Consider the following 25,867-nt stretch of genomic DNA (forward strand, 5'->3'; position numbering starts at 1 on the left):
CCACAGACCCCACACCGGGATCGGCGGCCAACGCCCCTCAGACCGTGTTCACAACCTCACGGGTCAATACAGCTAGGGGCAGACGACGTACGTCAGCACGATGGAACCCGAGATGCGCTGATTCGCGGTCGGGTTGGTGCCGGTGCCAGTGCCGATCGTGGCGCCCGGTACCGGCGTGACTCCCGCCACCGTGCCCGTCGCGACATAGCTGGACCCGCCTCCGCCGCCGGACGCGACACCGAAGAGCCCACCGCCACTCGCCACGTTCCCGGCGTAGCGCGCTGTGTGAGAGCTACCTCCACCACCGCCCGCGTAGCCGCCTCCGCCTCCGCCTCCGGTCGCGCCACCCTCGTTGGTTCCGGTGCCACCAGCCACCCAAGAGGATCCGCCAGCGCCGCCGTCCCCGCCGGTTGCCGGAACATGACCGGTTCCAGCGAAACCCGGGTTCGTCTGGCTGTCAACGGGAGTTGGCGTAACGTCGACAGTTGTCGCCGCGATCCCTCCGGTTCCCGCGCTGGAACCGGACGCAGCGCTGCCTCCGTGTGACACGATGCGGCGAGCTTGCGCGGGCCAGTCGAAGGCCGCGTCGGTAGCCGAAGCATCACCAGTCCCACCCGATCCGGGCGGCGCGTACTGGATCGAGATCCCCGTGGTGCCAACACCAGCTCCACCACCACCGCCGCCGCCAGCGACCACGATCGGCTCTGAGGTGGCGAGCGTTGCTCCGGCCCGGATGGCAGATCCGCCACCACCGGATGCGCCGTTGAAGACGTTCAGCTGTCCCGCGGGCGTCGCGCCTGACGCGCCGCCGTTGCCGTACCCCTGGCCTCCGGCGAAGCCGGTCGCACTGTTCGTCCCGCCACCAAGACCACCCTGGCCGACAGTGAGGTACAGGTTCTGCCCAGGGGTCACTAGCATGGTTCCGGAGACTCTGGCACCAGCGCCGCCGGTCAGAGCTGTCGAGCGGCCGCCGCCGCTTCCGCCGATCACGACGTAGGAGATGGAGGTGACACCGTCTGGTACTGGGAACGTGGTCGTCTCGCCAGCTGGCAGCGTTGGGTTTCCTGGACCTGGGGCGATGTACTCAACCGGCTCCCCGCATCCACTTGCCGCAGCCATCGGGGCACCCGCAGCGATCGCCATGACCGGAATCGACCAGGCTGCTCCCTTGATGAGCGTGCGCCGGTGAACGTCGGGTGAAGCTGGCCTGCGATCGACATCCGCATTGTTCTCGTGTGACATAGTCCTCATTCGTGTAGAGCGGGAGGAGTCCCCGCCTTCACTTATGCACGCTATGAAGGGCCGCGGACACGTCAGTGCCGATGAAGAAGAATGTCAGTGCAATGAGAAAGAACAGCGGCGCTGGATCGGTGGCCTCCAGTTCGAGGGGTGGCCAAGGAGTTCTACAGCTCGAGCCCAGTACAGGAACCGGGGCCCAGGCTCGGAAGTATGGACGGGTCGAGCGGTTGTGAGGCCGCGCCAGCCTCATTCGAGAGCAGGTCCACTGCAGTGAGAAATACGGAGGTCGACGACGTCACCAGAACGCGTGCCAATCCGGCATCCGCAGTCTCCACCGACACAAAAGCGCCCCCGGACCGAGCGGCTTCAAGAATGCGGCGCTCGAGTCCAGGTACGTCCTGCGCCGACACGAGAAAGCTCTCGCCGGACACCACGAGTGTGTACGTCATATGCTGCCTCCTCACGGAACGCTTCAACGCTAGGCGCTCAAGCTCACAGCGATCGCAGGGTTGACGTCGACCCCGTCGCGCAGAGGAAGCTGGATGTCATCCCTGGGGAAGGGTCGGCGACATCTGCTCGCCACGGATGATCTCGCCATGCGCATCGCGGACGACAAGCCCCGTGGCGCTGTCGGCCGACGCCTGGAGGACACTGAGCCACTCCGGGTCGAGCTTGTGTGACGGCTGCTCAAGATGGAAGTGCGCGGGAAACGAGGGGGTCATCCAGACGGTGCTTCGTCCATCGCCGCTGGTATCCGTATTGCGCCAGGAGACCACGAACGACTCCTGGTTCCGGAATTTCTTCAGCACGATCACCTGCAGATGGGCGAGTGTCCGGTCATCGAACCGAACCTGGATCCCGTCGTACGTCATGATGCCCACGTCCGTGCGCCCTTCCTGCTGGCACTCCGGGATGCATCCCCGACCGGTGCTCCGCCCTTGTGCATGATTTGTCACTCGATGATGCCACGTTCGTGACCGTGTCGTCTCGGCCCGATCTGGCCGCGCCGCAACGCTCCCCAGCACGCTGCACTGACGTCGCTGCTCTGCTGACAATGCGGCGAGTGTGACACCGCAAAGCGACATTCATTCGGTTTGGTACACACAATTTGCGACAGCTAGAGTTTCGTATTCTTGGCATCCCGTCGCATGGCCTAAGGTTCCCTCCGGGTTGTCGAATGTGTTCTGTGGGGGGATTTCCGTGGAGCGTTTCGAAATCCGCTCTTTCGCATTCGCGAACGCCTCTCTAGACTCGGACTCGTTGCCCCGAAGCACCAATCGCAGGAGACTCCTTTGCCGACGCCGTCGATTGCCACGTCTCACTTCCAACCAGGTTCTCCGGGCCGTCGTGCCCTCAGGGCGAAGGAGCGTCGCCGCGCACGGCTCCTCGCAGTGCCAGTCGTCGCCGCCACGCTCGGACTGATCGTCGCTGCGACGCTTGGGGCCGCTGCGGTAACCGGCGCGGTCGATGACGGCGAGTCAACGGTCCCGGTCGTCAGCTCGAAAGAGGCCGAGTCCGTCACGTACACGGTCTCCGGCTCGGTGCCGGAGCAGCTCATCGGCGCAAGGGACGTTCCTGTCGTTCAGCACAGCGCGACCGGCGCGGGCGCCAGTGGCACTGTCGCTCCGGGGGTGCAGTGGCCGGTGGACATGAGGCTGGTTCGTGTTTCCGACGGATTTGGTCCGCGGAACTCTCCGTGCTCTGGATGCTCCTCCAATCACCGCGGTCTTGACCTCGCGGGTCCGCAGGGCACCAGGGTGGGCAGTATCGCGAACGGCATCGTCATCGCTTCAGTTCCCACCGACGGCGCCGGGCTCGGGGCACACGTCGTCGTGCAGCACCGCATCGACGGCCTGCAGGTCCGATCGGTCTACGGACACCTCGTGGCAGGCTCGCCTGCTGTCAAGGTCGGCGACGAGGTCAAGACCGGGCAGCTCGTCGGCCTCCTCGGCAACACGGGCGCATCCACCGGGCCACACCTTCACCTCGAGACCATCGTCGACGGCACCCACGTTGACCCGCAGAAGTTCCTGAAGAAATACGCGGACGGGGCCGCCATCGACATCTTCGGCGACGCGCCGACCATGCCCCCGCCCTCGGGGAACCCAGCCGAGAATGACGGCTACACGCTCCCGCCTGGAACGCAGGTTCCGCCAACGAACCAAATCCCAGAGACGCAGGTGACGCCGCCCTCGCCAGCAGGTTCGACGTCGCCGACGAATCAGCCATCGTCGCCAGAGACGACGACACCAACACCGCCCGCCTCGGAAACACCACCACCTTCCGTGTCGCCGACCCCAAGTGGCGAACCGGAGACGCCCAGCCCTGCGCCCTCACCGTCGCAAGACCCGACCCCTCCGGTCTCACCGGAGGAAAGCACCTCCGAGAGCGCCGCTCCCACGCCTGCGAGCTGAGCTCCGGCGCGCGCCGAACGCGCGGGCTCGCGAGCGGTCCACCACCGCGAGCGAGCTGAGGGTGGGTGCATTCGCCCAAAACTGTCGGCACTTTGTGCTTGGTGAACTCCCCGGGTGTTCGTCGGCGCGCCATTGCTTGCTATCTTCTCTTCTGGTTCGGTCCATCCATTGCGGTGCTCCGAGCTTTGGGGGATAGCTCAGGGGAACGGCGGACTCACCTGCGCCCGCGTGACAGCTCGTCACGCAGCGCAGAGCAGCCGCTCCGCTCCTTACGTCGGCGCCATCGTCGGCTCTCGTCGTGCTGTCCTTCCAGCACGACGAAAGGAATTCAGGATGCGATCGGCGCTGAAGCAATCGGTCATGGTCGCGGTCGTGGCGTGCGCGTTGCTCGCTGCACCGCTGGCGCCCGCTACGGCGAACCCGGTGGCGCCGCCTCCGAGCTCCGACGCCCCCTCCGAGGGGAACTCGCCCTGGCCGCTCGACTCGACGCCGGCGCCGACGTCGACCGCGGTGACGCCCACTCCGGAGGCCCCGGTTGCTCCTTCGGTGAGCCCGCTTCCTGACCTGCCGTCGACGCTGGTCGCCCCGGAACCGAGCCCCCAGCCGACCGCAGACGTTTCGAGTCCGGCTGCCCCGGGGCCGGACACAACGTCGCCGAGCGATCCGATGGCCTCTCCAACCGTGACAGCACCGGTGCCGAGTGCCCCACCGGTCCCGAGCGCGGCTCCAGAGTCTCGCCCGTCCAGTCCGACCGCGGTCCAGTGCTACGGGTCATCGTCGATCGACTACCTCTGTGGCGGCGGCCACCTCGGAAAGCACATGCCGGGGTGGACAGTACTCAACCACGGCGTTGGATCGATCGGCCCAGTCGCCATCGGAACCATCGCAGGCGTGTATCAGACCCGTCTGGCGAAGACGATCCTCGTTCCCGGTTCGGGGTCGGTCAACCTCGGCAGCGTTCGGGGGCTCCCGATGGATCCGAAGTACCTCGGCCGCATCACCTTTGATGTCGAGATCGGCGGAATTCGCGGCAAGATCACCCACTTCCCGGACCTTGCGGACTCTAGCCTGCACTGGAAGTTCACGCGCGTAGGGACCGGGAATCCTCTCTGGGTTGGCGAGAACACGCCCATCAACTCCCTGGAGAAGCCGCTGCCAGGTTCGTCGAGCGTGCTCTGGGTCGGTGCCAATGGCATCGAGGACTCGGAACGGGTCAAAGAGGTCATCCAGAAGATGGTCGCAGCGCACGACGCTGTCGGCGCGAAGGCCTACGTCATCCAGCTTCCCCCGCGATGGGACTACTCAAACCCCCTCAACAACAACCGTAATCACGTCAACGCCTGGATCCGCCAGACGTACGGCGATCGGGCAATCCCGGTCTCGGACTACCTGCTGAATGGCGCGCTGTACGACGCTGGCCGTGCCGCGACCAGCGCGGACCGAGGGGCTATGGCCGTTGGGCTCATGCCGCGGACCTTCTGGATGGCGCCGGACGACTCCACGCACATGAACGTGCTCGGAATGACGACCGTCGGGAAGTACCTGTCTCGCTGGGTGAAGGACAACTACACCTACACGGAGGCCGTCAAGCGCTTTGACGTGAACTCGAACGCCAATGTCAGAGTGAGTGGGAGCAGGGTGACGGTGTCGGGGCACGCCTTCGATCTCTCCGACATGTACACCTCCATTCCAGTCGGGATCACGGTGAATGGGGCTTGGAACGCGACGATGGCCAGCGGGAGCTCGCCACACCTGTATGCCTACGGGGTGCCGGGTTCGCATGCCTATTCGATGACCTTCGACCTGCAGCCAGGCAGCTATCTCATCTGCACCGTCGGTGTCGGCTTCGGCGCCGGCCAGCACAGCTACCCGCCGTGTGCAAACGTTGTGGTCGAGAAGCAGGCCGCGCCGATCGGTCAGCTGGCGGTCGCGGATGCGGGAGGGCGCACGAAGGTCTTCTACGGCTGGACGTATGCACCGAGCACGCCCGGCCGGTCTCTGCCGGTGGCAATTCTGATCGACGGGAGATGGCATCATGTCGTGTCGGCGGATCGTCCGACGCCGTATTTGAACTCCGTCCCCGGCCAGCACGCGTTCTGGACTGCGGCATCGCTGCCGGTGGGGAAGCACGCTGTGTGTGCCGTTGCGATCGAGTCTCCGAGCAACATGACGAACCTGGGATGTCAGGACTTCACGATCCGATAGTCGAGCTGGTGTGATTCTGCGGCGGTTCCAGGGGGCGGGCCTCTAGAGTTTGGTGGGGGCCGGCCGATCGGTTCCGCTCAGAATCGAGAGAGCCGAGGACAGACCAGCTGTGATCCGCACGTACAGTGCCCCGCGCGACGACTGGCGCTCAAAGTTCGATTCGATCGGTTTCACCTTCTACGACATGGAATCGGAAGACGGTCGACCGTATTGGCAGGAAGAGGCCGCCTACGGTTTCTCGAGCGCTGAGATCGACGCCTTCGAGGACGCGACCGGCAAGCTCTTCAGGCTCTGCATGGAGGCATGTGAGCGTGTCGTGCGCGATCGCCGCTTTGCGGAGTTCGGGATCCCCGTCGAGCTGTGGGACCTCGTCGAGAAGTCTTGGGATGAGGACGACCCGACTGTCTACGGACGGTTCGATCTCGCGTACGACGGTGCTGGAACCATCAAGCTGCTCGAGTTCAACGCGGACACGCCTACGTCGCTCGTCGAGTCTGCGGCGGCGCAGTGGCAGTGGCTCGTCGAGACGCGGGGGGAGCGCGCCGACCAGTTCAACCTCCTGCACGAGCTGCTTGTGGAGCAGTGGGTGCACATCCGCATGCAACGCTGGTTTCTGCCGCAGGGCGCGCGCCTTCACCTCGCCTCGCTGCACGATGACGGGGATGGGCAGCTCATTGTCGAAGACGCGGACACGGTCGGCTACATGGCTGAGACGGCGCGTCTCGCCGGTTTCGAGGTGAAGCAGATCTTCATGGAGGATGTGCAGTTTGACGAGGCCTCGCACGGTTTCGTCGACGCGGACGGCGAGCGGATCGAGCGCATCTTCAAGCTGTAGCCGTGGGAGTGGATGGTGCGCGAGGAGTTCGCGCAGTACTTCCCGACCACGCGCGCGACGACTGCCTGGGTGGAGCCGATCTGGAAGATGCTGCTCTCCAACAAGCAGCTTCTCGTCGTGCTCTGGGAACTCTTTCCTGACCATCCGTTCCTCTTGGCGGCATACGCGACCCCGGAGCGTCTGCGTGGCAAGGCCTACGTCGAGAAGCCGAAGCTGGGAAGGGAAGGGGCCAACGTCACGATCTACGACCTCGTCGGACGCAAGACCGCCGAGAACGGCGGTGACTACGGGGCGGAGGGTTTCGTCTACCAGGAACGTGCGCAGCTGGCCAGCATCGACGGCAAGACCGCGATCATCGGTTCCTGGGTCGTTGGGGAGACGCCCGCGGGTATCGACGTTCGCGAGACGAGCGGGCCCATCACGGGCGACCTCGCTGAGTTCGTGCCGCACTACATCTCTGATCGGGAGGAACGGCCGTGACCTACGAACCGAAACTTCGCCGCAGTAGCGGCGTCAGCTTGTCCGGCATCTCGCGGCCTTCCGCGCCCAAGACGGTCGGGGCAATGGGCGTCGCCGCCGCGCTGATGTTCCTTGCTGGCTGCAGCACGGTGCCAGACGAGGGGATCGTCGTCGAGGGCGCCGATGGCGAGAACTACGTGCTCCCAGAAGGTGCAGAGCGCCCGACCTACGCATCGAAGGAAGACTGCCTCGCGGATGTGAACGAGCAGATTCGCTTGCTTGAGCAGGAGGGGGAGCAGGTCGAGGGCGACGCCGAGTCGCTGTGCGAGTCCTCGAGCAGCTACGGCACGCACTACAGCTCGGCACTCTGGCTTGGGCCCGTGCTCTTCGCATCCTCTCGCTGGAACAGCCCTCGCGTCACTTCGTGGGCGCCGGTCACCTCAGGAGGCTTCGCGGCGCCGGGGTCGGCGGCCCACTCGGATGTTGCGCAGAAGGCCCCGGCTGGTGCGACGGTCGGCTCGCGTGCGCCGCTCAAGAACGGGTTCGGCGCGTCCGGCAAGTCCGGCTTCGGGTCGACTGTGAAGGGCAAGGGCGGCGGAGGCAGCTCGACTGGCGGGTAGCGAGGGCGTTTTCCGCGGCCAGCTGGAGAATGGGGCCATGACCTCTCCACGTGTCGTCCGCTTCGCCCAGCTCGAGTCGAAGCTCTGGCGCAACGGCCTGGGTGTGACTCGCACGATACGTCCCATGTCGGACGGCGGTGGCTGGGCGCTGAGTATCGCGACGCTCGAGCGTCCAGCAGAGTTCTCGATCATGCCTCGAGCTCAGCGAGTGCAGCTTGCGATCGAAAGCGTTCAGCTCGTGATCGACGGCGTCGAGACAATCCTGGGCCCTCGAGAGCAGGTGCGATTCTCTGGCGATCAGCAGGTGACCGGCTCCGCTTCGGCATCGTCGGCGCGGGTGCTGAACGTCATCGCTCGGGAGGCATTCCCCCTGTTCGAGGTTGCCGTCGTCCGACACCCCGACGAGGTGGGGGAAGGCGCGGTCGCTGTCGTGGTTCTCGACGGTTCCCTTCGTCTCGGAGGCGACGAGCTCGGTCCTCTCGACACGGTCCTGTTGGAAGGTGTCGGGCAGGTTCAGCGGTTCGGGGGAGTTGGGGTTTTCGCGGTGGTGCGCCGGCTCACGTGAGCGGCCGGGCGCGGATCGGGCAGACGCAGGCACACTGCGTCGCGTGCGGTGGCGAGGTGCACTCAGATTCGAGTTGCCGCTGAGTGGCAGATAGGTTTTACTCAGTGGTATCGCTGGTCCGCGCTCAGCGCGGCTCGAAGAATGCACCCACCTTCAAGGGAGAAGAGATGGCTGAGGCCTCGACGCGCACGGTCGAACGAGCCCTTTCGCTGCTCGCGCTCGTCTGCGAGGGCGACCCGCTGAGCCTCGCCGAGAGTGCACGACGCGCGGAGCTCTCGCCGAGCACGTCGCTGCGGCTGCTGCGCACGCTCGAGGCTGCTGGGTTCGTTCGACGCGACGAGGCTGGTGACTTCCGTGCAGGCAGCCGCATCGTGCAACTGGGCGCACAGGCCCTGTCGAACGACAACCTCGTTCGCGCGTGCGAGCCCGTGATGCGCGAGGTCTCAGAGGCGACGGGAGAGTCCGTGTACCTCAGCGTGGCCGGCCACGCCGAGCAGGCCCTTTATGTCGCGATTCATGAAGGAACCCATTCCGTTCGCCACGCCAACTGGGTTGGCCGCACGATTCCTCTCGAAGGAACGGCCGCCGGCCAGGTGCTCAGAGGGGCGACGCCCGCAGTCGGCTACGTCGTCGTCGAGCGCGGGGTCGAACTCGATGTCACCGCGATCGCAGCGCCTGTCTCCGCGCATGGACGTGTCCTCGGCGCGATCAGTGTGCTGGTGCCGAGCTACCGGATCACGAAGCCCGGCGTCAAGCGCTTCGGTCAGCTGCTGATGGATGCGACGGCCGCGATCGAACAGGCCCTCGGCTCCGCGGCGCCACCGCAACGTGACGCTCTGCGCTGAGCGCCACGTTTCTCATTCCACCGTCGAGCGCACGAGCATCGAGAGGATCCCACATGACCGCACACGAAAACATCAGGGCACCACGCGGACCGAAGTTGACTGCCAAGAGCTGGCAGACGGAGGCGCCGCTCAGGATGCTCATGAACAACCTCGACCCGGAGGTCGCCGAGCACCCGGAGAGCCTGGTTGTCTACGGCGGTACCGGCAAGGCCGCGAGGAGCTGGGAGGCGTACGACGCGATCGTCCGCACGCTCACAACGCTCGAGGAGAACGAGACGCTCCTCGTGCAGTCCGGCAAGCCGGTTGGCGTCTTCCGCACCCACGAGTGGGCGCCTCGGGTGCTCATCGCCAACTCGAACCTCGTCGGTGACTGGGCCAACTGGCCCGAGTTCCGACGTCTCGAGGCGGCCGGCCTCACGATGTACGGGCAGATGACCGCGGGGTCCTGGATCTACATCGGCACGCAGGGAATCCTCCAGGGCACCTACGAGACGTTCGCGGCCGCCGCCGAGAAGCGCTTCGGTGGAACCCTCGCCGGGACGCTCACGCTGACGGGTGGAGCTGGTGGCATGGGAGGCGCCCAGCCGCTCGCCGTCACGATGAACGAGGGCGTTGTTCTCATCGTGGATGTCGACGCGAGCCGCCTCGAGCGACGCGTGCAGCATGGCTACCTCGACGAGATGACGCTCGACCTCGACGACGCCATCGAGCGCGTCCTTGCCGCGAAGGCTGCGAAGGTGCCGCTCTCCGTCGGAGTCGTCGGCAACGCGGCGACCATCTTCCCGTTGCTCCTCGAGCGCGGCGTCCCGATCGACATGGTCACCGACCAGACCAGCGCGCACGATCCGCTCGCCTACCTGCCGGAGGGTGTGAGCGTCGAGGAATGGAAGGCCGAGGCAGAGCGCGACCCGGCCGGCTTCACGGAACGCGCGCGCCTGTCGATGGCGAAGCAGGTGAAGGCCATGGTCGAGTTCCAAGACGCCGGCGCCGAGGTCTTCGACTACGGCAACTCCATCCGTGCTGAGGCGAAGCTCGGCGGCTACGAGCGGGCGTTCGACTTCCCCGGGTTCGTGCCCGCGCACATCCGCCCCCAGTTTGAGGAGGGTCGAGGCCCGTTCCGCTGGGCTGCGCTCTCGGGCGACCCGGCAGACATCGCGGCGACCGACCGCGCCATCCTTGAGCTGTTCCCCGACGACGAGCGCCTGCACCGCTGGGTGAAGGCCGCGGGGGAGAAGGTGCACTTCGAGGGGCTCCCAGCGCGCATCTGCTGGCTCGGCTACAAGGAACGCCACCTTGCCGGGCTGAAGTTCAACGAGATGGTGGCCTCGGGCGAGCTCTCGGCCCCGGTCGTCATCGGTCGGGACCACCTCGACTCCGGCTCGGTGGCATCGCCCTACCGCGAGACCGAGTCGATGAAGGACGGCTCCGACGCCATCGCCGACTGGCCACTCTTGAACGCGCTGCTCAACACTGCATCCGGTGCCACGTGGGTCTCGCTGCACCACGGAGGCGGCGTTGGCATCGGCAGGTCGATCCACTCGGGTCAGGTCATCGTCGCCGACGGCACCGATCTCGCGGCGCAGAAGATCGAACGCGTGCTCACCAACGACCCGGGTACTGGAGTCATGCGCCACGTCGACGCCGGTTATGAGCATGCAGCCGACATCGCGAGGGAGCGTGGGCTGCGCGTGCCGATGGGGGAGGGCGAGTGACCAAGCGGCGCACCGCGCTCCAGCTGCTCGACGAGATCGCCGACGTCGGCGTCGACGTCAAGCGCGGAGGGTTCTCCAGGCATGTCTTCGACGACGCCGAGCGCACGCTGCGCGACTGGTTCACTGAGCGCGCGCTCGGGCTCGGGCTCGACCTGGAAGTCGACAGGAACGGCAACATCTGGGCCTGGTGGGGTGCGGCGGGGCCGGATGCGGTGGTGACAGGGAGCCATCTCGACTCCGTTCCCGGCGGCGGGGCGCTCGACGGGCCGCTCGGCGTCGCCACTGCGCTCGACGCGGTGGCCTTCATGCAGACCGAGGGGTACCGGCCGTCCCGCCCCTTGGCGATCGTGGTGTTTGCTGAGGAGGAGGGTGCGCGCTTCGGGGTCGCGTGCCTCGGCTCGCGTCTCATGACGGGGCAGCTGTCACCGGAGCGCGCCGTGGCCCTGAGCGACGGCGACGGCCGGACCTTCGGTGACGCCGCCGCGGACTTCGGCCTCGATGTCCGGCACATCGGCAAAGACAGCGAGGCCCTGGCGCGCATCGGGCTCTTCATCGAGTTGCACGTTGAGCAGGGGCGGGCACTCGAGCCCCTCGGACGGTCGATCGGTGTGGCGTCGAGCATCCTGGAGCACGGACGCTGGCGCATCGACATCCGCGGGGAGGGCAACCACGCCGGAAGCACTGCTATGGCGGACAGGCACGACCCGTTCGTTCCCGCCGCAGCTGGAATTCTCGCTGCCCGGCGCTCCGCGGCGGCGCGAGCGGGCGCGCGCGCCACGGTCGGCAAGCTCGTTCCCGTGCCGGGCGGTTCGAACGCGATCGCCTCGAGCGTGTCGGCTTGGCTCGACGTGCGGTCGGAGCGCGTCGAGGATACGCGCGAGATTGTGCGAGAGATCGAGGCGGAGCTGCGTGGAGCCGCCCTCGACGAAGGCTGCGAGCTTTCGATCACGGAAGAGTCCTACAGCGACGAGGTGCGATTCGATCCCGCGCTGCGCGACAAGCTCGCCGAGGAACTCGGCGGCGTGCCGGCACTTCCGACTGGTGCCGGCCACGACGCAGGGGTCCTCGCGGCGCATGTACCGACCGCAATGCTCTTCGTCCGCAACCCGACCGGGGTCTCGCACGCACCGAGCGAAGGGGCGAGCGATGCAGACGTCCTCGCGGGCGTCGAGGCCCTCCGGATGGCGCTGAAGTCGGTGCTCCGATGAACGCGGGTTGGATCTGGGTCGATACGTTCGTGCGGGGCGGCGACACGCTGCGCTCTGTGCGGCTCAAGCACGAGGCAGGCGTGCTCGTCGATGAGCAGCAGGGCGTGGCTGCGCAGGATTCCGACCTCCTGATCGGAACTGCCTTCCCGGCGTTCGGCAACGCGCACTCCCACGTGTTCCATCGTCTGCTTCGCGGGCGCACGCATGCGGACGGCGGCACGTTCTGGTCGTGGCGAGACAAGATGTACGCCATCGCCGGCGCGCTGGCTCCTGACAGCTTCGAGCGGATCGCCGCCGCGAGCTTCACCGAGATGGTTTCTAGCGGGTGGGGTGCCGTCGGGGAATTCCACTACGTCCACCACAGGAATGACGGCGTACCGTACCCAGACCACGACATGGAGATGGCCCTGGCTCGTGCCGCGTGGTCCGCTGGCATCCGCCTGACGCTGCTCGACACCTGCTACCTCGCGGGCTCCATCGGAGAGGGCCTCGCATCGGAGCAGCTGAGATTCGGGGACGGGGACGCGGCCAGCTGGCTCGAGCGCTGGTTCGCGCTCCGAGATCGCCTCGCTGCTGACCACCCGGAAGTCGTGCTCGGCGCTGCCATCCACTCGATTCGCGCCGTGCCTGCCGCGGCAATCGCAGCCATCGCCCGCGGACTGCCCGTGGACGTGCCCCTGCACATCCACCTGTCGGAGCAGGTGGCGGAGAACGAGCAGAGTTTCGCGGCGTACGGGCAGAGCCCGACCGAGGTGCTCGCGGATGCCGGTGTCCTCTCGAGTCGCTTGAGCGTCGTGCACGCAACCCATCTCACAGAGGGTGACATCGCGCTGCTCGGGGCGGCTGGTGTGCACGCTGTGTTCTGCCCGACCACGGAGGCGGACCTGGGTGACGGGATCGGGCCGGCGAGGGAACTCGTCGATGCGGGGGCACGCCTGGCTGTCGGTTCCGACCAGAATGCCGTCGTCGATCCACTACTCGAGCTTCGCGGACTCGAAGCGGGGGAGCGGCTGCGCTCGCAGACACGGGGCAGATTCACACCGGCGGAGCTGGTGGGCATCGGCACGCGCTCCGGATACGCATCGCTGGGGCGTTCAGCGCCCGGTGAGATCGGTGGGCTGCTCGACCTCGTTGAGGTGGACGGTGCGTCTGTGCGCACCGCCGGTTCGCTCGCTGAGCAGCTGCCGCTCAGCGGCACCGCGAGCGACGTGGTCCGTACGATCGTGGCTGGACGAGTTGCCTACGATCGCAGCAGGGATTCAGCGCGGCTCGCCCGGGCGGCGGCCGACATCGCCCGTTTCGCCCACGATCCCGCGTCCGGAGCAGAGGTGACCTCATGAGTTCGACAGTCTTCACGAACATCGGCGAACTCACGACCAACGGCAGCGAGGGAGTGTTGCACGACGCGGCACTCGTCGTGGAAGGCGAACGTGTGTTGTGGATCGGCCCGAGCGCCAGTGCTCCCGCCGCTGACGAGCGAGTCGACGTGGACGGCCGCGCCATGTTGCCTGGCTGGGTCGACTCGCACACGCACCTCGCGTTCGCCGGCGACCGCTCTGCGGAGTTCGCAGCTCGCATGGCGGGCGAGGCCTACGCCGCTGGTGGCATCAAGGTGTCGGTCGAACGCACCCGCGCTGCCAGCTCGAGCGAGCTGCGCGTGCTGATGGCCGAGCGCGTTCGATCTGCAAACCTCGGCGGGACGACGTGGCTCGAGACGAAGACGGGGTACGGACTCGACGTCGAGACCGAGGTGCGCTCGGCGCGGCTCGCGGCAGAGATCACTGAGGACGTGACGTTCCTCGGCGCCCACGTCGTGCCAGACGGCTGGGACGCCGACGACTACGTCGCGCTCGTGACGGGAGCCATGCTCGATGCCGTGCGCCCGCACGTGGCCTGGATGGACGTCTTCTGCGAGCGTGGTGCCTTCGACGAGGCGCAGTCGCGCACTGTGCTGGAGGCCGGCGCGGACGCCGGGCTCGGGCTGCGCGTCCACGGCAATCAGCTCGGCCACGGCCCGGGCGTGAGGCTCGCCGTGGAGCTCGGCGCGGCAAGCGTTGACCACTGCAACTTCCTCGACGACGCTGACGTCGAACGGCTCGGCACCTCGTCGACCGTCGCCACGCTGCTGCCGGCCTGTGACCTCTCGACTCGACAGCCATTTCCGCCTGCTCGGCGCCTGATCGACGCGGGGGCGACCCTGGCTCTTGCCAGCAACTGCAACCCCGGAACCTCCTACACGACCTCGATGGCCTTCTGCGTGGCCACCGCCGTGCTGCAGATGCAGATGACGGTGGAGGAGGCGGTCTGGTCGGCGACCATGGGCGGCGCGCGGGCCCTGCGCCGCCACGAGGGCGAACTGCCGATCGGGGCCCTCGCGCCGGGGTTCCGGGCCGACCTGCAGGTGCTGGACGCGCCCTCGGTCACGCACCTCGCTTACCGCCCGGGCATGCACCTCACTCAGGCGGTCTGGTTGGCAGGCGAGCGGGTCACCTAGAGCCCGCGCGGCGCGGTTCCGTGATCCCGCTACTCCCATCGGAGCACCAACCGCCAGCCGTCGGGGTCTCGCCGGAGGTCGTAGAGGCAGGGTTCGCCGACGTGCCCGTCTCGGCTCGCGCTGACCCGCCAGAACTCAGTGTCGAGTCGAGATGGGTCACCCTCGCCCGCCCACCAGCGCTGCTGCACGCGGCGGTAGAACGCCTGCGGCAGCCCGTGCACGACGTACGCGAACCGCTCCCACCAGAAAACTGACGGAAACTCGTCGACGAGTTCGACCTCGATGGGGTCGTCAAGCACTGTGGTCATGTCGGCACCCTCGCAGGCACCACCGACAATGACCGAGGCGGTCAGCCCTCGAGGTCGTCCACGCCGGGCAGCCAGCTCTTCCCCGGCCCGCCCCAGCTGCGCTTGCGCATGACCTTGAACGCATCCTTATACCAGGGATGCTCGAGTCTGTCTGCGTAGATGACGCCGTTGAGGTGATCGAACTCATGCTGCAGGATGCGGGCGAACCACCCCTCGGCCTCGATCTCGTACTGTTCGCCCTCGAGGTCGGTGGCCCGCAGGAGTGCGCGCTCTGACCGACGAAGCGGGTAGCGCTCACCCGGGAACGAGAGGCACCCCTCCGACTCGAGGTCTTCGTCGAGCTCCAGCAGCGATTCGGGCTCCGTGGGGGTGACGTACAGCTCGGGGTTGATCGCCACGCCTCGACGGACCGTGCCGTCCGCTTCTTCATACGAGTACACGAAGAGCCTGCTGCCGACGCCGACCTGCGGACCTGCGAGTCCGACGCCGGGCGCCGCATCCATCGTCTCGAACATGTCGGAGACGAGCTCGCGGACCTCGTCGGTGATCTCGACGACCGGCACCGCTGGTTCGTGGAGGACGGGCTCGCCGTAGATGCGGATTGGGAGAGTTGTCATCCCATCAGCGTATCTTCGCTGGAACACCCTTCGACGACGCTCGCCGCACAATAGGATGGCCCATCATGACCCTCGCATCCCTTCACGAGCTGGCAGCGCTTCCGGGGCTCAGCCCGGTTCAGATGATCGGCATACCGCTCGCGCTCATCGGTGCGGTCTTCATGTCGCTCGGCGCGATGTACCAGCACCGGGGTGTCAGCAAGGTGGAGGCGGCGAGCGGAACCAGTGGTGCCGCTGGCCTGAACCTGAAACACCTGCTCGCGTTGCTGAGCCGCCCATCCTGGGTCATCGGCACCGTCATGCTCGGGCTTGCCGTCGTCATGCAGCTCGCGTCGTTCGTGTTCTCGCCGATTATCGTCGTGCAGCCCCTCGGCGTGGTCTCCCTGCTACTCACCACGCTCCTCACGGCAAGGGCCATCAAGCAACGGCTGCCGAACATCAAGATCTTCGCCGTGGCGCTCTGCGTCTTCGGCGTCGGCGCTTTTGTGACCGTCGCCGCACTCTTCGCGAAAGAGAAGGCGATCTCCGACCAGCAGGTCGCGACCGTGCTGGTGCTGCTTGGGATCGTCGTGGTCGTCTTCGGCACCGCGTTTTTCCTGCTTCGCAAGCGCTTCAAGGCACTCATCTACGTGCTTGGTGCCGGGGTGATCTACGGATTCGTCGCCACGCTCGCGAAGATCACCATCAACCGCATCCAGCACGACAACTTCGAGTGGCTCACGCTCATCTGCCTGGTTGCTTTGCTCGTCGCTACGGGCGTCGGCGGGTACTTCGTCCAGAATGCCTACGCGTCGGGCCCTCCGGACATGGTGATCGCCGGCCTGACGGTCATCGACCCGATCATCGCCGTCGTCATCGCCATTGCCGTGCTCGGTGAAGCGAACGCCGCCCCCTGGTACGCCTTTGTCCTCTTCGTGGTTTCGGGAGCCATTGCCGTCACCGGCGTCTTCGTGCTCGAGCGTGGGCAGACCGAGGCGGAGGTCGAGGCGGTTCGGCGCAACGCCGTCGAAGGGCGTGGCGCTCTGGACCCCGAGGGGCGTCACTACGAAGCGGAGGCCAGGGTCGCCGAGCAATAGATCCGCTTCAGCGTGTGCCTCGCCGCCGCCTCAGGGCGCGGCCAGTAGCATGACCTGAGATTCCGCGAGCGACAGGCACAAGCTGTCGCAAGCCCCCCAGACGAGATCGAGGTCACCACCCCGTGCCGAATGAAGGTCGTTCACCAAGCTCCACCGCCGTCGCAGCTGACGGCGAGCGGCCGCTCAAGATCCTGATCGCGGGTGACACCTTCACGCCGAACGTCAACGGCGCTGCCAAGTTCACGGAGCACTTGGCCTCTGGCATGGCAGCTCGTGGTCACGATGTGCATGTCATGGTTCCTGCGGCCAGTAGACGCCACGGCACCTGGACCGAGCAGTACGACGGCCAGAGCATTACGGCCCATCGCATCAAGTCGTACCGGTGGTGGGCTCACGATTGGCTCCGCTACGCCTGGCCGTGGAGCATCCGCGCTGAATCCCGACGAGTGCTCGACGAGGTTCGGCCTGATGTCGTGCATTTCCAATCTGCCGTCATCATCGGTCGTGGTGTTGCGATCGAAGCGGAGAAACGGGGTATCAGGATCCTCGGCACGAATCATCTGATGATTGAGAACCTCGTCGATCATTCGCTGCTTCCGCAGGCGCTGCGGGGGATCGCGGCTGAGATTTGGTGGAAGGATGCGCGCTCAACTTTGGGGCGGGCGTCGGCGATCACGACGCCGACCAGGCGGGCCGCCGACTTCCTCGAGGCGAACGGCGGCATCTCCGACGTGCTGGCGATCTCCTGCGGCATCAGGACCTCCGACTACGCCTTCGACTTCTCCCCGCGCGCGGCGAAGCGCATCCTGTTCGTCGGGCGGGTCACGGGCGAGAAGAAGATCGACGTGCTGCTGCGGGCGCTCACCCTCCTGCCGTCTGACGTGCAGCTCGACATCGTCGGCGGAGGAGACCAGAAGAAGAACCTGCAGTCCCTCGCCAAGCAGCTCGGCCTCGCCGACCGCGTCACGTTCCACGGGTACCTGAGTGATCAGGAGCTGCGCCGCATGTACACCCGTGCCTCTGTCTTCGTCATGCCGTCGATCGCCGAGTTGCAGTCGATCGCGACGATGGAGGCGATGGCTTCAGGGCAGCCGGTGGTCGCTGCGAACGCGATGGCCCTGCCGCACCTCGTCCACGACGGCGAGAACGGCTTCCTCTTCGAACCGAATGACGAGCAGGACCTGGCAGACAAGCTGTCGCGTGTGCTCGCGCTCTCGACCTCCGAGCGTGAGGAGTTCGGCCGCGCCGGCCTTGAGCTCGTTCGCATGCACGACATCGATCGCACCCTCGAGCTCTTCGAACGGCTGTACCGAGGAGCTTCGGTCAAGGACGTCGCGCGCGACTCGGTGAACGAGCAGGACCACTCGCTCGACTGACCCTGCACGGGCCGGTTGCTCGGGCGAAGACAGGGGCGGCGTGCGAGATGTCGCTGACGCGGGCTCTGGTCTCGTGACCGCGAGTGTCTGCTACTTCCCGTCTGAGCGATCGCGCGCCTCGATGGCTGCTTCCAGGCGCTCGACCTTGCCCTCGAGCTCACCCGTGTGGCCTGGGCGGATGTCTGCCTTCAGGACCAGGGAGACGCGGCTCCCGAACTGACCGACGGCCTCCGTGGCGGCCTTGACGACGGCGAACACCTCGTCCCATTCGCCCTCGATGGTCGTGAACATCGAGTCGGTGCGATTGGGGAGCCCGGATGCGCGCACCACGGCGACTGCCGCGGCGACGGCGTTGTGCAGCGACGCGTCACCTTCTCCTGGCGAGGGGGCAGAGGGGCTTGGGGTTCCGCTGGGGGCTACGGAGAACGCAACGATCATGTTCCCCATCGTGCCACGCGGAGGCGCGAGATGGGCGTGCAGAACGAGTATGTGGAGCGCGTCTCGCGCTCACCTGAGTAGGGCGGGTGGGACTCGAACCCACGCATCGTCCAGTTATGAGCCGGATGCCTTAACCAGCTTGGCTACCGCCCCAAGCGCTGTCGATTCTAGCCAGATTTTGGTGCAGAGTGCGGCAGGGCATCGGCCTGGTGCGTGCAGGTCTAGACTGATCCACCACGAGCGGGGTCGACGACGACCCCAGATGCATGAAGAGCAGGGGATGATGAAGCGAGCTGAACAGCGAGCGCAGACGAGGCAGGCGCTGCTCGAAGCGGCATCGCTCGAGTTCGAGGCCAACGGCTACGCCGCGACGGTCCTCAGCGATATCTCGGATCGTCTTGGCATGACCAAGGGCACCGTCTATTTCCACTTTCCCACGAAGGCGCTGCTTGCGCAGGCGGTCACGGCGAACTGGTCGGTGATGTGGGATGAGGAGATCGCAGCGTCTCGCGCTCGGGGACTCTCGCTCGACGAACTCGAATCACTCATGATCCGCATGGCCGAGCGCTTCCAGTCCGACGCGCTCATCCGGGCGACGATCAGGCTGGTTCGGGAGCGCGAGCTCATCGAGGAGGAGCTGCCGCGCCCGTTCGACCACTGGCTTGACATCACCAAGGAGGCGCTGCAGGCGTCTCGCGACTCCGGAACGCTGCGCGACGACATCGATATCGACGCAGCAGCCTGGCAGATCCTGGCGAACCTGGTGGGCATCCAGCTCCTCATCGACGATCTGAACGACGGCAGGAGTATCGCCGAACGAGTACGAGAGATGTGGGCGGTGCACCGGGTGACGCTCGCCGCACCCGGACGCGGGGCCGCGCTGTCCTGACGCCGCCTTCGCCCGGGCTGGCCCGGGCCGTGCGGTGCCGCACATAGCAGACGCCTCGCACCGGAGCGGCGCGCGGAACGACTGATCGATGGATATCAGTCTCGAGTAGGGGGCGGAGAAGGACGAACCAGTCCTTTCGGGTGATTCGGAGCAGTTTCTCGGCCGACAAGATTGGATGGCGCCAGATCGTCGGCGCCACGTCGCGTCGAAAGGGCCCTCTGTGTCTGTGCTCACCCGCTTGAGTCTCAAGTATCGAATTCTGATCGGACTGCTCACCGCGGCGATCGCTGCAGCGGGAATCATCTCGACGGCGCAGCTCAAGCAGGAGCTCATGCCGTCGATGGAGATCCCTCAGGGCTTCGTCACTGCGACCCTCGACGGCGCCTCTCCCGACGTGATGGTCTCCGAGGTCACCGAGCCCATCGAGAACGCGCTCCGCGCGGTTTCCGAAGTGCAGTCGGTGACGTCGACGACGTCTGAGGGGTTCGCGCAGATCATCGTCGCGTGGGGCTTCGACGCCGACAAGACGCAGGTCGAGGCCGATCTGCGAGCTGCCGTCGAGTCGACGAAGGCGCAGCGGCCGGAATCCTCGACCGCCGAGCTGATGACGTTCTCGCTCGACGCGCTCCCCGTGCTCACGCTCGGCGCATCCTCTGACACCGACACAGCGGCCCTCTCCAAGACGTTGACCGACACCGTGGTGCCGGCGCTCTCGCAGGTCGACGGAGTCCAGAACGTCCAGGTCTCGGGTGCCCGCGAGGAACGCGTCGAGATCAGCCTCCGCCAGGCCGACGTCGATGCCCTCGAGATCGACACGTCGATGATCGAACCGACGCTCACGGCGGCCGGTCTTGTGCTCCCTGCCGGTGACGTCACGAGCGGCAGCGGTGAGATCTCCGTGCAGGTCGGATCGCAGCTCGACACGCTCGACGCCATTCGCGCGCTCCCGTTCACGACGGAAGACTCCACGGTCCTGCTGTCGCAGTTCGCGGACGTGGACGTCAAGGAGGTCCCGGCGACGTCGATCTCCCGAGTCAACGGCGCGGAGACGCTGACGCTGAGCGTCACCAAGGCGGCGGACGCGAGCACCGTCTCGGTCGCGCACGGCGTGACCGAGAAGCTCGCCGAGATCGCACCGACGCTGCCCTCGAACGTCGTCTTCACGGAGATCGAGAACCAGGCGCCCTACATCGAGCAGTCCATCCACGACCTCTCCGTCGAGGGCGGGCTCGGCCTCATCTTCGCGGTCCTCGTCATCTTCCTGTTCCTCGCCTCGTTCCGGTCGACGATCGTCGCGGCCATCTCCATCCCGATGTCTCTGCTCATCACGATGGTCGGGCTGAACCTCGGCGAGTACTCGCTCAACATCCTGACGCTTGGCGCGCTCACGATCGCGGTCGGCCGTGTTGTCGACGACTCGATTGTCGTCATCGAGAACATCAAGCGACGGCAGGGGGATGGTGCCCTCACGATCGAGGGCATCGTCGGCTCCGTGGGCCAGGTCGCGGGCGCGATCACGGCGTCGACGCTCACGACGGTGGCCGTCTTCCTCCCCATCGCCTTTGTCGGCGACATCGTCGGCCAGCTGTTCCGCCCCTTCGCGGTGACGGTCTCGATCGCGCTCATCGCGTCGCTCGTCGTCGCGCTCACGATCGTTCCGGTCTTCGCGTACTGGATGCTCCGGCGCCCGTCCAAGCCGATGAAGCGCGAGCGGTTCGTACGTGCCCGTGCAGCCCAGCCCGCCTGGACGGCGCGACAGGAAGAGGCCGCCGAACGTCGCTTCGCGCGTCAGAGCGAGAAGCTGGAGGCCAAGAACACGAAGCGGGAGCAGCGGGGCAAGGCCCTCATCCCGGTGCCCGCGTCCGCGACGGGCGTGGTCCACGCACGTGGCGACGGCGAGGAGGGCTCGCCGTACGATGCGCTCCAGCGCGCCTTCGTGCCGATCCTTGACGCAACGCTGCGCCACCCTCGGCGCACGATCGCGGCTGCGCTTGCGCTCCTGCTCCTCACGGGCGTGGGGGCGACCGCGCTCCGCAGCGACTTCCTCGGCAGCATGGGCGACGAGACCATCGTCGTCGAGCAGAAGCTCGCGCAGGGCACGACTATCGAACAGAGCCTGGCGAGCGCGGAAAAGCTCGAAGCGGTTCTCGCCACAAAGGACAACGTCGAGACGTTCGTGAGCTCGATCGGGGCGGGCGGAGCGAGTGCGTTCGGCGGCGGCGGGGGAGACACCTCGATCACCGTGATTCCGATCGAGGGTCAGGATGCCGAGTCGGTTGCGAACACACTCAGGGCCGACTTCGGCGGGCTGAGCGACGTCGGCGAGGTCACCGTGACGACGGCTGCGTCCTCGTCGCTCGCGAGCGACGTGCAGCTGGCAATCCAGGGCAACGACCCGGACGCGCTGAGCCAGGCGGCGACGCAGCTCGGTGACGCGGTCAAGGATCTCCCCGGTGTGACGGCGGTCACGAACGATCTCAGCACCGGCGGCAACGTCGTCGTGGTCGACGTCGACCGCAGCAAGGCGGCAGGCTACGGCTACACCCAGGCGACGGTCGGCCAGGCCGTCTCGGCCGCGCTCAACGGAACGCCACTCGGTTCTGTTCGCCTCGAGGGCGTCGACCGCGACATCGTGATCGCTCCGACCCAGGGGGCGGTCGCACTCGACCAGCTTGCGCTCATGCAGCTGCCGGTGACCGCGGTCCAGCAGCAGCGAGCCATCCAGGATGCGACGGATGCGTTCGCCGACGAGCAGAAGACGAAGGCGGAGGAGCAGCAGGCCGAGGCTGAGGAGCAGATGCAGCAGACCGTGGACGACGCGGTCGAGGCGCGCGACTCGGTGTCGACGCAGCTTTCCGAGCTGCAGGGACAGCTGGCGACGCTGCAGACCGCGCCCCTCACGCCGATGGTCCCGGATGCGGGTTCGGGCATGACCCCGGAGCAGGCCGCTCAGGCGGAACGGGATGCTCAGATCGCCGCGCTTGCAGAGGCCATCGAGCAAGCGGAGTCGGGCATCGAGCAGGCGAACGCCGGTGTCGACGCTGCGGTGAAGGCGCAAGAAGATATGGCCGCCCAGACGCTCGAGGCTGAAGAGACGCAAGCCAGGCAAGAAGGCCTCGCCGACACCCCGGCGACCCCCATTCGACTCGGCGACATCGCCGAGGTCCGCGAGGAGGCCACGCCCAGCGCCATCACTCGCAACGATGGCGCCCGTCAGGTGACGGTCTCGATCACGCCCGCCGAAGGCCAGCTGGGAACCGTCACGCAGTCTGTGTACGCAGCGACGGACGGCCTCACCTTGCCGGCGGGAGTGACGTTCGTGGTCGGGGGTGCATCCGCCGATCAGAACGAATCGTTCGAGCAGCTCGGCATGGCGATGCTGCTCGCGATCGTCCTCGTGTTCCTGATCATGGTCGCGACGTTCCGCAGCCTCATGCAGCCGCTCATCCTGCTCGTCTCGGTGCCGTTCGCGGCGACGGGTGCAGTCGCGCTTCTGCTGCTCACGGACACGCCGCTCGGCCTGCCTTCGCTCATCGGTCTGCTGATGCTGATCGGCATCGTGGTGACCAACGCGATCGTGCTTATCGACCTGATCAACCACATCCGGGAGCGCGGGGCGAGCGTGCACGACGCGATCGTGCACGGCACGAGGCTGCGCCTGCGACCGATCCTCATGACGGCGGCTGCAACGATCTTCGCGCTCATCCCGATGTCGCTCGGCCTGACGGGTGGAGGCGTGTTCATCTCGAAGCCGCTTGCCATCGTCGTGATCGGCGGGCTCATCAGCTCGACACTGCTCACGCTGGTGCTGGTGCCCGTGCTGTATTCGAGCGTCGAGCGGCGCGCCGACCGTCGGGCCGCGAAGCGCGCGGCCCGGGCGGAGCGGAAGGCTGAGGCCGTCGAGCGGAAGAAGGCGCTCGCCGCCTCGCCCGCAGCGAGCTGAGCCGGACGGCGCCGCGCAGCAGCGCGGCGCTGTCTCGCGGTCGCCTGCGTCGCACAACCGTGGGACGCAATTCGGCAAGCCTCCAGGATTGAGAGAGAATCGACGGATGCATCCGATCGCCGCCCGTGTCCAGCTCTCGACCGCCCACCGCATCGTGGTCAAGATCGGCTCGTCGTCGCTGACCGGCGCCGACGGGCACCTCAACCTCGACGCGCTGCGCTCGCTCGTGCAGGTCATCGCAGACCGACACGACCTCGGACTGCAGACCCTGCTAGTGACCTCCGGCGCGGTAGCCGCCGGCATCGGCCCGCTCGGCTTGCCCTCGAGGCCACGTGACGTCGCGACCGCGCAGGCCGCCGCATCCGTCGGGCAGGGGATGCTGGTGGCCCGGTACGCGGAGGCATTCGCCGAGCGCGCGATCACGGTGGGGCAGATCCTGCTCACCGCCGAGGACACCGTGCGTCGCACGCGCTACAAGAACGCGCAGCGCTCGCTGGAGCGGCTCTTCCGGCTCGGGGTCGTGCCGATCGTCAACGAGAACGACGCGGTGGTCACCGACGAGCTGAGGTTTGGGGACAATGACCGCCTCGCGGCGCTCGTCGCGCAGCTCGTCGGTGCCGACGCGCTCGTGCTGCTGACGGACGTCGACGGCCTGTACGACGGTCCGCCCAGCCGCGAGGGCACGCGTCGTATCTCCGAGGTGCTCGGCCCCAGTGATCTCGAGGGCATCGAGGTCTCCGGCCGGGGGAGTGATGTCGGAACCGGCGGCATGCTCACGAAGCTCGAGTCGGTCTCGATCGCGACGGGGTCCGGCATTCCTGTTGTGCTGACCAAGGCCGAGAACGCGAGGGCGGCGATCGCCGGCGAGCGGGTCGGCACGTGGTTCGCGCCCACGGGTAAGCGCTCGTCGCGCAAGCGCCTCTGGATCGCGCACGCGGCTCGGGTACAGGGCAAGCTCGTGCTCGACGACGGTGCGGTGGATGCGGTGCTCGGAGGTCGCGCCTCGCTGCTCGCGGCCGGCATCGTGGGCGTCGAGGGTGAGTTCGTCGCCGGCGACCCGGTCGAGCTCGTCTCGAAGAGCGGCTCGGTCATCGCGCGAGGACTGAGCGGCTTTGATGCCGTCGAGATCCCCGACATGCTTGGGCAGTCTTCGAGTGCCCTGCGCGAGTCGCTCGGTTCCGGCTACGACCGTGAGGTCATTCACCGAGACGACCTGGTGCTCGTGCGTCCGAAAGGACTGCGCGTCGACTGAAGAGCAACGCATCGCAGCGCCGCGCCCGCGGCATAGAATCATCTGTCATGACGATCTTGCAGGGTGAGGGCGCATTGACGGCAGACCAAGGCGATTCCGACAAGGCGGCGAGCGCAGCCATTGTCGAGCTCGCCGGGCGCGCGCGGGCATCGTCCAGGGTGCTGGCGCAGGCAACGCGGGCGCAGAAGGACGGAGCGCTCCTCGCGCTCGCCGACGCGCTCGTGGCCGCTGCCCCGGAGATCCTGGCCGGCAACGCGCAGGATCTCGAGCGGGGGCGCGCTTCGGGTATGTCCGGCGGGCTGCTCGATCGACTTGCCCTTGATGAGCCGCGCATCCATGCCATCGCCGCCTCGCTGCGGGAGGTCGCGGCGTTGCCGGACCCGGTTGGCGCGGTCGTGCGCGGGTCGACGCTCGCCAACGGGCTGCGCCTTCGTCAGCTCAGAGTGCCGATGGGCGTTGTTGGGGTCATCTACGAGGCTCGCCCCAACGTCACCGTCGATGTCGCCGGACTGGCATTGAAGAGCGGGAACGCGGTTCTGCTGCGCGGGGGGTCGGCGGCCGAATCGTCGAACGGGGCCATCATCGCCACGCTACGGTCTGCGCTCGAAGCGAGTGGGTTCCCCGCTGATCTTGTGCAGTCTATTGACGAGTACGGCCGTGCCGGAGCGAGGGCCCTCATGCGTGCCCGCGGCCACGTCGACCTCGTTGTGCCGAGGGGTGGCGCCGGGCTCATCCAGACCGTCGTCCGCGAGTCGCGCGTGCCCGTCATCGAAACCGGAGTCGGCAACTGCCACGTGTTCGTCGACAGCACCGCTGACGTGGACATGGCGCTCAAGATCGTCATCAACTCCAAGACGCATCGCGTCGGGGTGTGCAACGCCGCCGAGACGCTGCTCGTGCACGCCGACGCCGCCGCGACCTTCCTGCCGACCGTCCTCTCCGAGCTCAGCGCACGCGGTGTCCGGTTGCACGGCGACGACCGCGTGCGCGCATCCGCTCCTGCTGGGGTCGACGTGCTCGAGGCTACCCACGAGGACTGGGCTACCGAGTACCTCGACTACGAGATCGCGGTGCGTGTGGTCGACGACTTCGATCAGGCGCTCGCGCACATCCGCGAATTCAGCACTGGGCACACCGAAGCGATCGTCACGAGCTCGCTTCGGGCTGCAGAGCGGTTCACCGCCGAAGTCGATGCGGCCGCCGTGATCGTCAACGCATCGACGCGATTCACCGATGGTGGTCAGTTCGGCCTCGGCGCCGAGCTCGGCATTTCGACGCAGAAGCTGCACGCCAGAGGCCCCATGGGGCTCGAAGAGCTCACGACGACGAAGTGGGTCGTCACCGGCGACGGGCAGATTCGAGCCTGAGCCGC

At 67.0% G+C, this 25,867-nt stretch carries 22 protein-coding genes, 1 tRNA gene and 1 pseudogene; 16 read left to right on the plus strand and 8 right to left on the minus strand.

Features of this window, described 5'->3' with window-relative positions; translation table 11 throughout:
- Positions 1-72: 72 nt before the first annotated feature.
- The 3 genes from ACPYN9_RS16195 to ACPYN9_RS16205 all read right to left on the minus strand — a co-directional run bounded on the left by ACPYN9_RS16195 (position 73) and on the right by ACPYN9_RS16205 (position 2,120).
- Positions 73-1,242: a hypothetical protein gene (locus ACPYN9_RS16195; protein WP_424467744.1), complete on the minus strand. Its 1,170-nt coding sequence runs from the start codon at positions 1,240-1,242 to the stop codon at positions 73-75.
- Between the two features lie 161 nt (positions 1,243-1,403).
- On the minus strand, positions 1,404-1,688 hold the full coding sequence (locus ACPYN9_RS16200; protein WP_424467746.1) for a hypothetical protein: 285 nt from the start codon (positions 1,686-1,688) through the stop codon (positions 1,404-1,406).
- 96 nt (positions 1,689-1,784) lie between these two features.
- Positions 1,785-2,120, minus strand: coding sequence for an ATP-dependent DNA ligase (locus ACPYN9_RS16205; RefSeq protein WP_424467748.1), 336 nt, complete (start codon positions 2,118-2,120; stop codon positions 1,785-1,787).
- A 510-nt stretch (positions 2,121-2,630) separates the two neighbouring features.
- On the opposite strand from ACPYN9_RS16205, the gene ACPYN9_RS16210 reads away from it, so the two are divergent.
- The gene (locus ACPYN9_RS16210; RefSeq protein WP_424467750.1) at positions 2,631-3,653 is read left to right on the plus strand and encodes a peptidoglycan DD-metalloendopeptidase family protein; all 1,023 of its coding nucleotides are present in this window, start codon (positions 2,631-2,633) and stop codon (positions 3,651-3,653) included.
- 269 nt (positions 3,654-3,922) lie between these two features.
- Here the strand turns inward: ACPYN9_RS16210 and ACPYN9_RS16215 are convergent, their stop codons facing one another.
- Positions 3,923-4,300, minus strand: a complete 378-nt coding sequence (locus ACPYN9_RS16215) for a hypothetical protein (RefSeq protein ID WP_424467752.1) — start codon at positions 4,298-4,300, stop codon at positions 3,923-3,925.
- 172 nt (positions 4,301-4,472) lie between these two features.
- On the opposite strand from ACPYN9_RS16215, the gene ACPYN9_RS16220 reads away from it, so the two are divergent.
- The 9 genes and pseudogenes from ACPYN9_RS16220 (at position 4,473) to hutI (ending at position 14,596) form a co-directional block, all read left to right on the plus strand.
- On the plus strand, positions 4,473-5,858 hold the full coding sequence (locus ACPYN9_RS16220) for a hypothetical protein (protein ID WP_424467754.1): 1,386 nt from the start codon (positions 4,473-4,475) through the stop codon (positions 5,856-5,858).
- Between the two features lie 109 nt (positions 5,859-5,967).
- A pseudogene (locus ACPYN9_RS16225) lies at positions 5,968-7,173 on the plus strand (glutathionylspermidine synthase family protein).
- Positions 7,170-7,772 (plus strand): hypothetical protein, encoded by a 603-nt coding sequence (locus ACPYN9_RS16230; RefSeq protein ID WP_424467756.1) that lies wholly within the window; start codon positions 7,170-7,172, stop codon positions 7,770-7,772. The pseudogene ACPYN9_RS16225 and the gene ACPYN9_RS16230 overlap by 4 nt, the downstream one beginning before the upstream one ends.
- 37 nt (positions 7,773-7,809) lie before the next feature.
- A complete protein-coding gene (locus ACPYN9_RS16235) occupies positions 7,810-8,337 on the plus strand; it encodes a HutD family protein (protein ID WP_424467758.1) in 528 nt (175 codons plus the stop codon).
- A 167-nt stretch (positions 8,338-8,504) separates the two neighbouring features.
- Positions 8,505-9,182 (plus strand): IclR family transcriptional regulator, encoded by a 678-nt coding sequence (locus ACPYN9_RS16240; protein ID WP_424467760.1) that lies wholly within the window; start codon positions 8,505-8,507, stop codon positions 9,180-9,182.
- A 53-nt stretch (positions 9,183-9,235) separates the two neighbouring features.
- On the plus strand, positions 9,236-10,894 hold the full coding sequence (gene hutU, locus ACPYN9_RS16245; RefSeq protein ID WP_424467762.1) for a urocanate hydratase: 1,659 nt from the start codon (positions 9,236-9,238) through the stop codon (positions 10,892-10,894).
- Positions 10,891-12,102, plus strand: a complete 1,212-nt coding sequence (locus ACPYN9_RS16250; protein WP_424467764.1) for an allantoate amidohydrolase — start codon at positions 10,891-10,893, stop codon at positions 12,100-12,102. Before hutU ends, ACPYN9_RS16250 begins: the two co-directional genes overlap by 4 nt.
- Entirely contained in the window at positions 12,099-13,442 is a 1,344-nt protein-coding gene (locus tag ACPYN9_RS16255) for a formimidoylglutamate deiminase (protein WP_424467766.1), read from the plus strand. The genes ACPYN9_RS16250 and ACPYN9_RS16255 overlap by 4 nt, the downstream gene beginning before the upstream one ends.
- Positions 13,439-14,596, plus strand: coding sequence for an imidazolonepropionase (gene hutI / locus ACPYN9_RS16260; protein WP_424467768.1), 1,158 nt, complete (start codon positions 13,439-13,441; stop codon positions 14,594-14,596). Before ACPYN9_RS16255 ends, hutI begins: the two co-directional genes overlap by 4 nt.
- Before the next feature lie 29 nt (positions 14,597-14,625).
- Here the strand turns inward: hutI and ACPYN9_RS16265 are convergent, their stop codons facing one another.
- On the minus strand, positions 14,626-14,904 hold the full coding sequence (locus tag ACPYN9_RS16265) for a hypothetical protein (protein WP_424467770.1): 279 nt from the start codon (positions 14,902-14,904) through the stop codon (positions 14,626-14,628).
- Positions 14,905-14,945: 41 nt separating this feature from the next.
- Positions 14,946-15,521 (minus strand): peptide deformylase, encoded by a 576-nt coding sequence (def, locus tag ACPYN9_RS16270; RefSeq protein ID WP_424467772.1) that lies wholly within the window; start codon positions 15,519-15,521, stop codon positions 14,946-14,948.
- A gap of 65 nt (positions 15,522-15,586) precedes the next feature.
- Here def and ACPYN9_RS16275 point away from each other — a divergent pair, with 65 nt between their 5' ends.
- Together ACPYN9_RS16275 and ACPYN9_RS16280 are read left to right on the plus strand one after the other, a co-directional pair.
- Entirely contained in the window at positions 15,587-16,597 is a 1,011-nt protein-coding gene (locus tag ACPYN9_RS16275; RefSeq protein WP_424467773.1) for a DMT family transporter, read from the plus strand.
- 122 nt (positions 16,598-16,719) lie between these two features.
- Positions 16,720-17,973, plus strand: a complete 1,254-nt coding sequence (locus tag ACPYN9_RS16280) for a glycosyltransferase (RefSeq protein WP_424467774.1) — start codon at positions 16,720-16,722, stop codon at positions 17,971-17,973.
- Between the two features lie 90 nt (positions 17,974-18,063).
- On the opposite strand, the gene ACPYN9_RS16285 is transcribed toward ACPYN9_RS16280, so the two are convergent.
- Positions 18,064-18,411 (minus strand): thiamine-binding protein, encoded by a 348-nt coding sequence (locus ACPYN9_RS16285; RefSeq protein WP_424467776.1) that lies wholly within the window; start codon positions 18,409-18,411, stop codon positions 18,064-18,066.
- Positions 18,412-18,489: 78 nt separating this feature from the next.
- Positions 18,490-18,564, minus strand: a tRNA-Ile gene (locus ACPYN9_RS16290).
- A 127-nt stretch (positions 18,565-18,691) separates the two neighbouring features.
- Here ACPYN9_RS16290 and ACPYN9_RS16295 point away from each other — a divergent pair.
- The 4 genes from ACPYN9_RS16295 to ACPYN9_RS16310 all read left to right on the plus strand — a co-directional run bounded on the left by ACPYN9_RS16295 (position 18,692) and on the right by ACPYN9_RS16310 (position 25,862).
- Positions 18,692-19,300, plus strand: a complete 609-nt coding sequence (locus ACPYN9_RS16295) for a ScbR family autoregulator-binding transcription factor (RefSeq protein ID WP_424467778.1) — start codon at positions 18,692-18,694, stop codon at positions 19,298-19,300.
- 220 nt (positions 19,301-19,520) lie between these two features.
- Positions 19,521-23,243: an efflux RND transporter permease subunit gene (locus ACPYN9_RS16300; protein WP_424467780.1), complete on the plus strand. Its 3,723-nt coding sequence runs from the start codon at positions 19,521-19,523 to the stop codon at positions 23,241-23,243.
- Positions 23,244-23,349: 106 nt separating this feature from the next.
- Positions 23,350-24,495, plus strand: coding sequence for a glutamate 5-kinase (proB, locus tag ACPYN9_RS16305; RefSeq protein ID WP_424467782.1), 1,146 nt, complete (start codon positions 23,350-23,352; stop codon positions 24,493-24,495).
- Between the two features lie 47 nt (positions 24,496-24,542).
- A complete protein-coding gene (locus ACPYN9_RS16310) occupies positions 24,543-25,862 on the plus strand; it encodes a glutamate-5-semialdehyde dehydrogenase (protein ID WP_424467784.1) in 1,320 nt (439 codons plus the stop codon).
- The last annotated feature ends 5 nt before the right edge of the window (positions 25,863-25,867 follow it).

The sequence above is a fragment of the Pseudoclavibacter helvolus genome (genome assembly GCF_049707175.1).
In the GTDB taxonomy this organism is placed as follows: Bacteria; Actinomycetota; Actinomycetes; order Actinomycetales; family Microbacteriaceae; genus Pseudoclavibacter; species Pseudoclavibacter helvolus_A.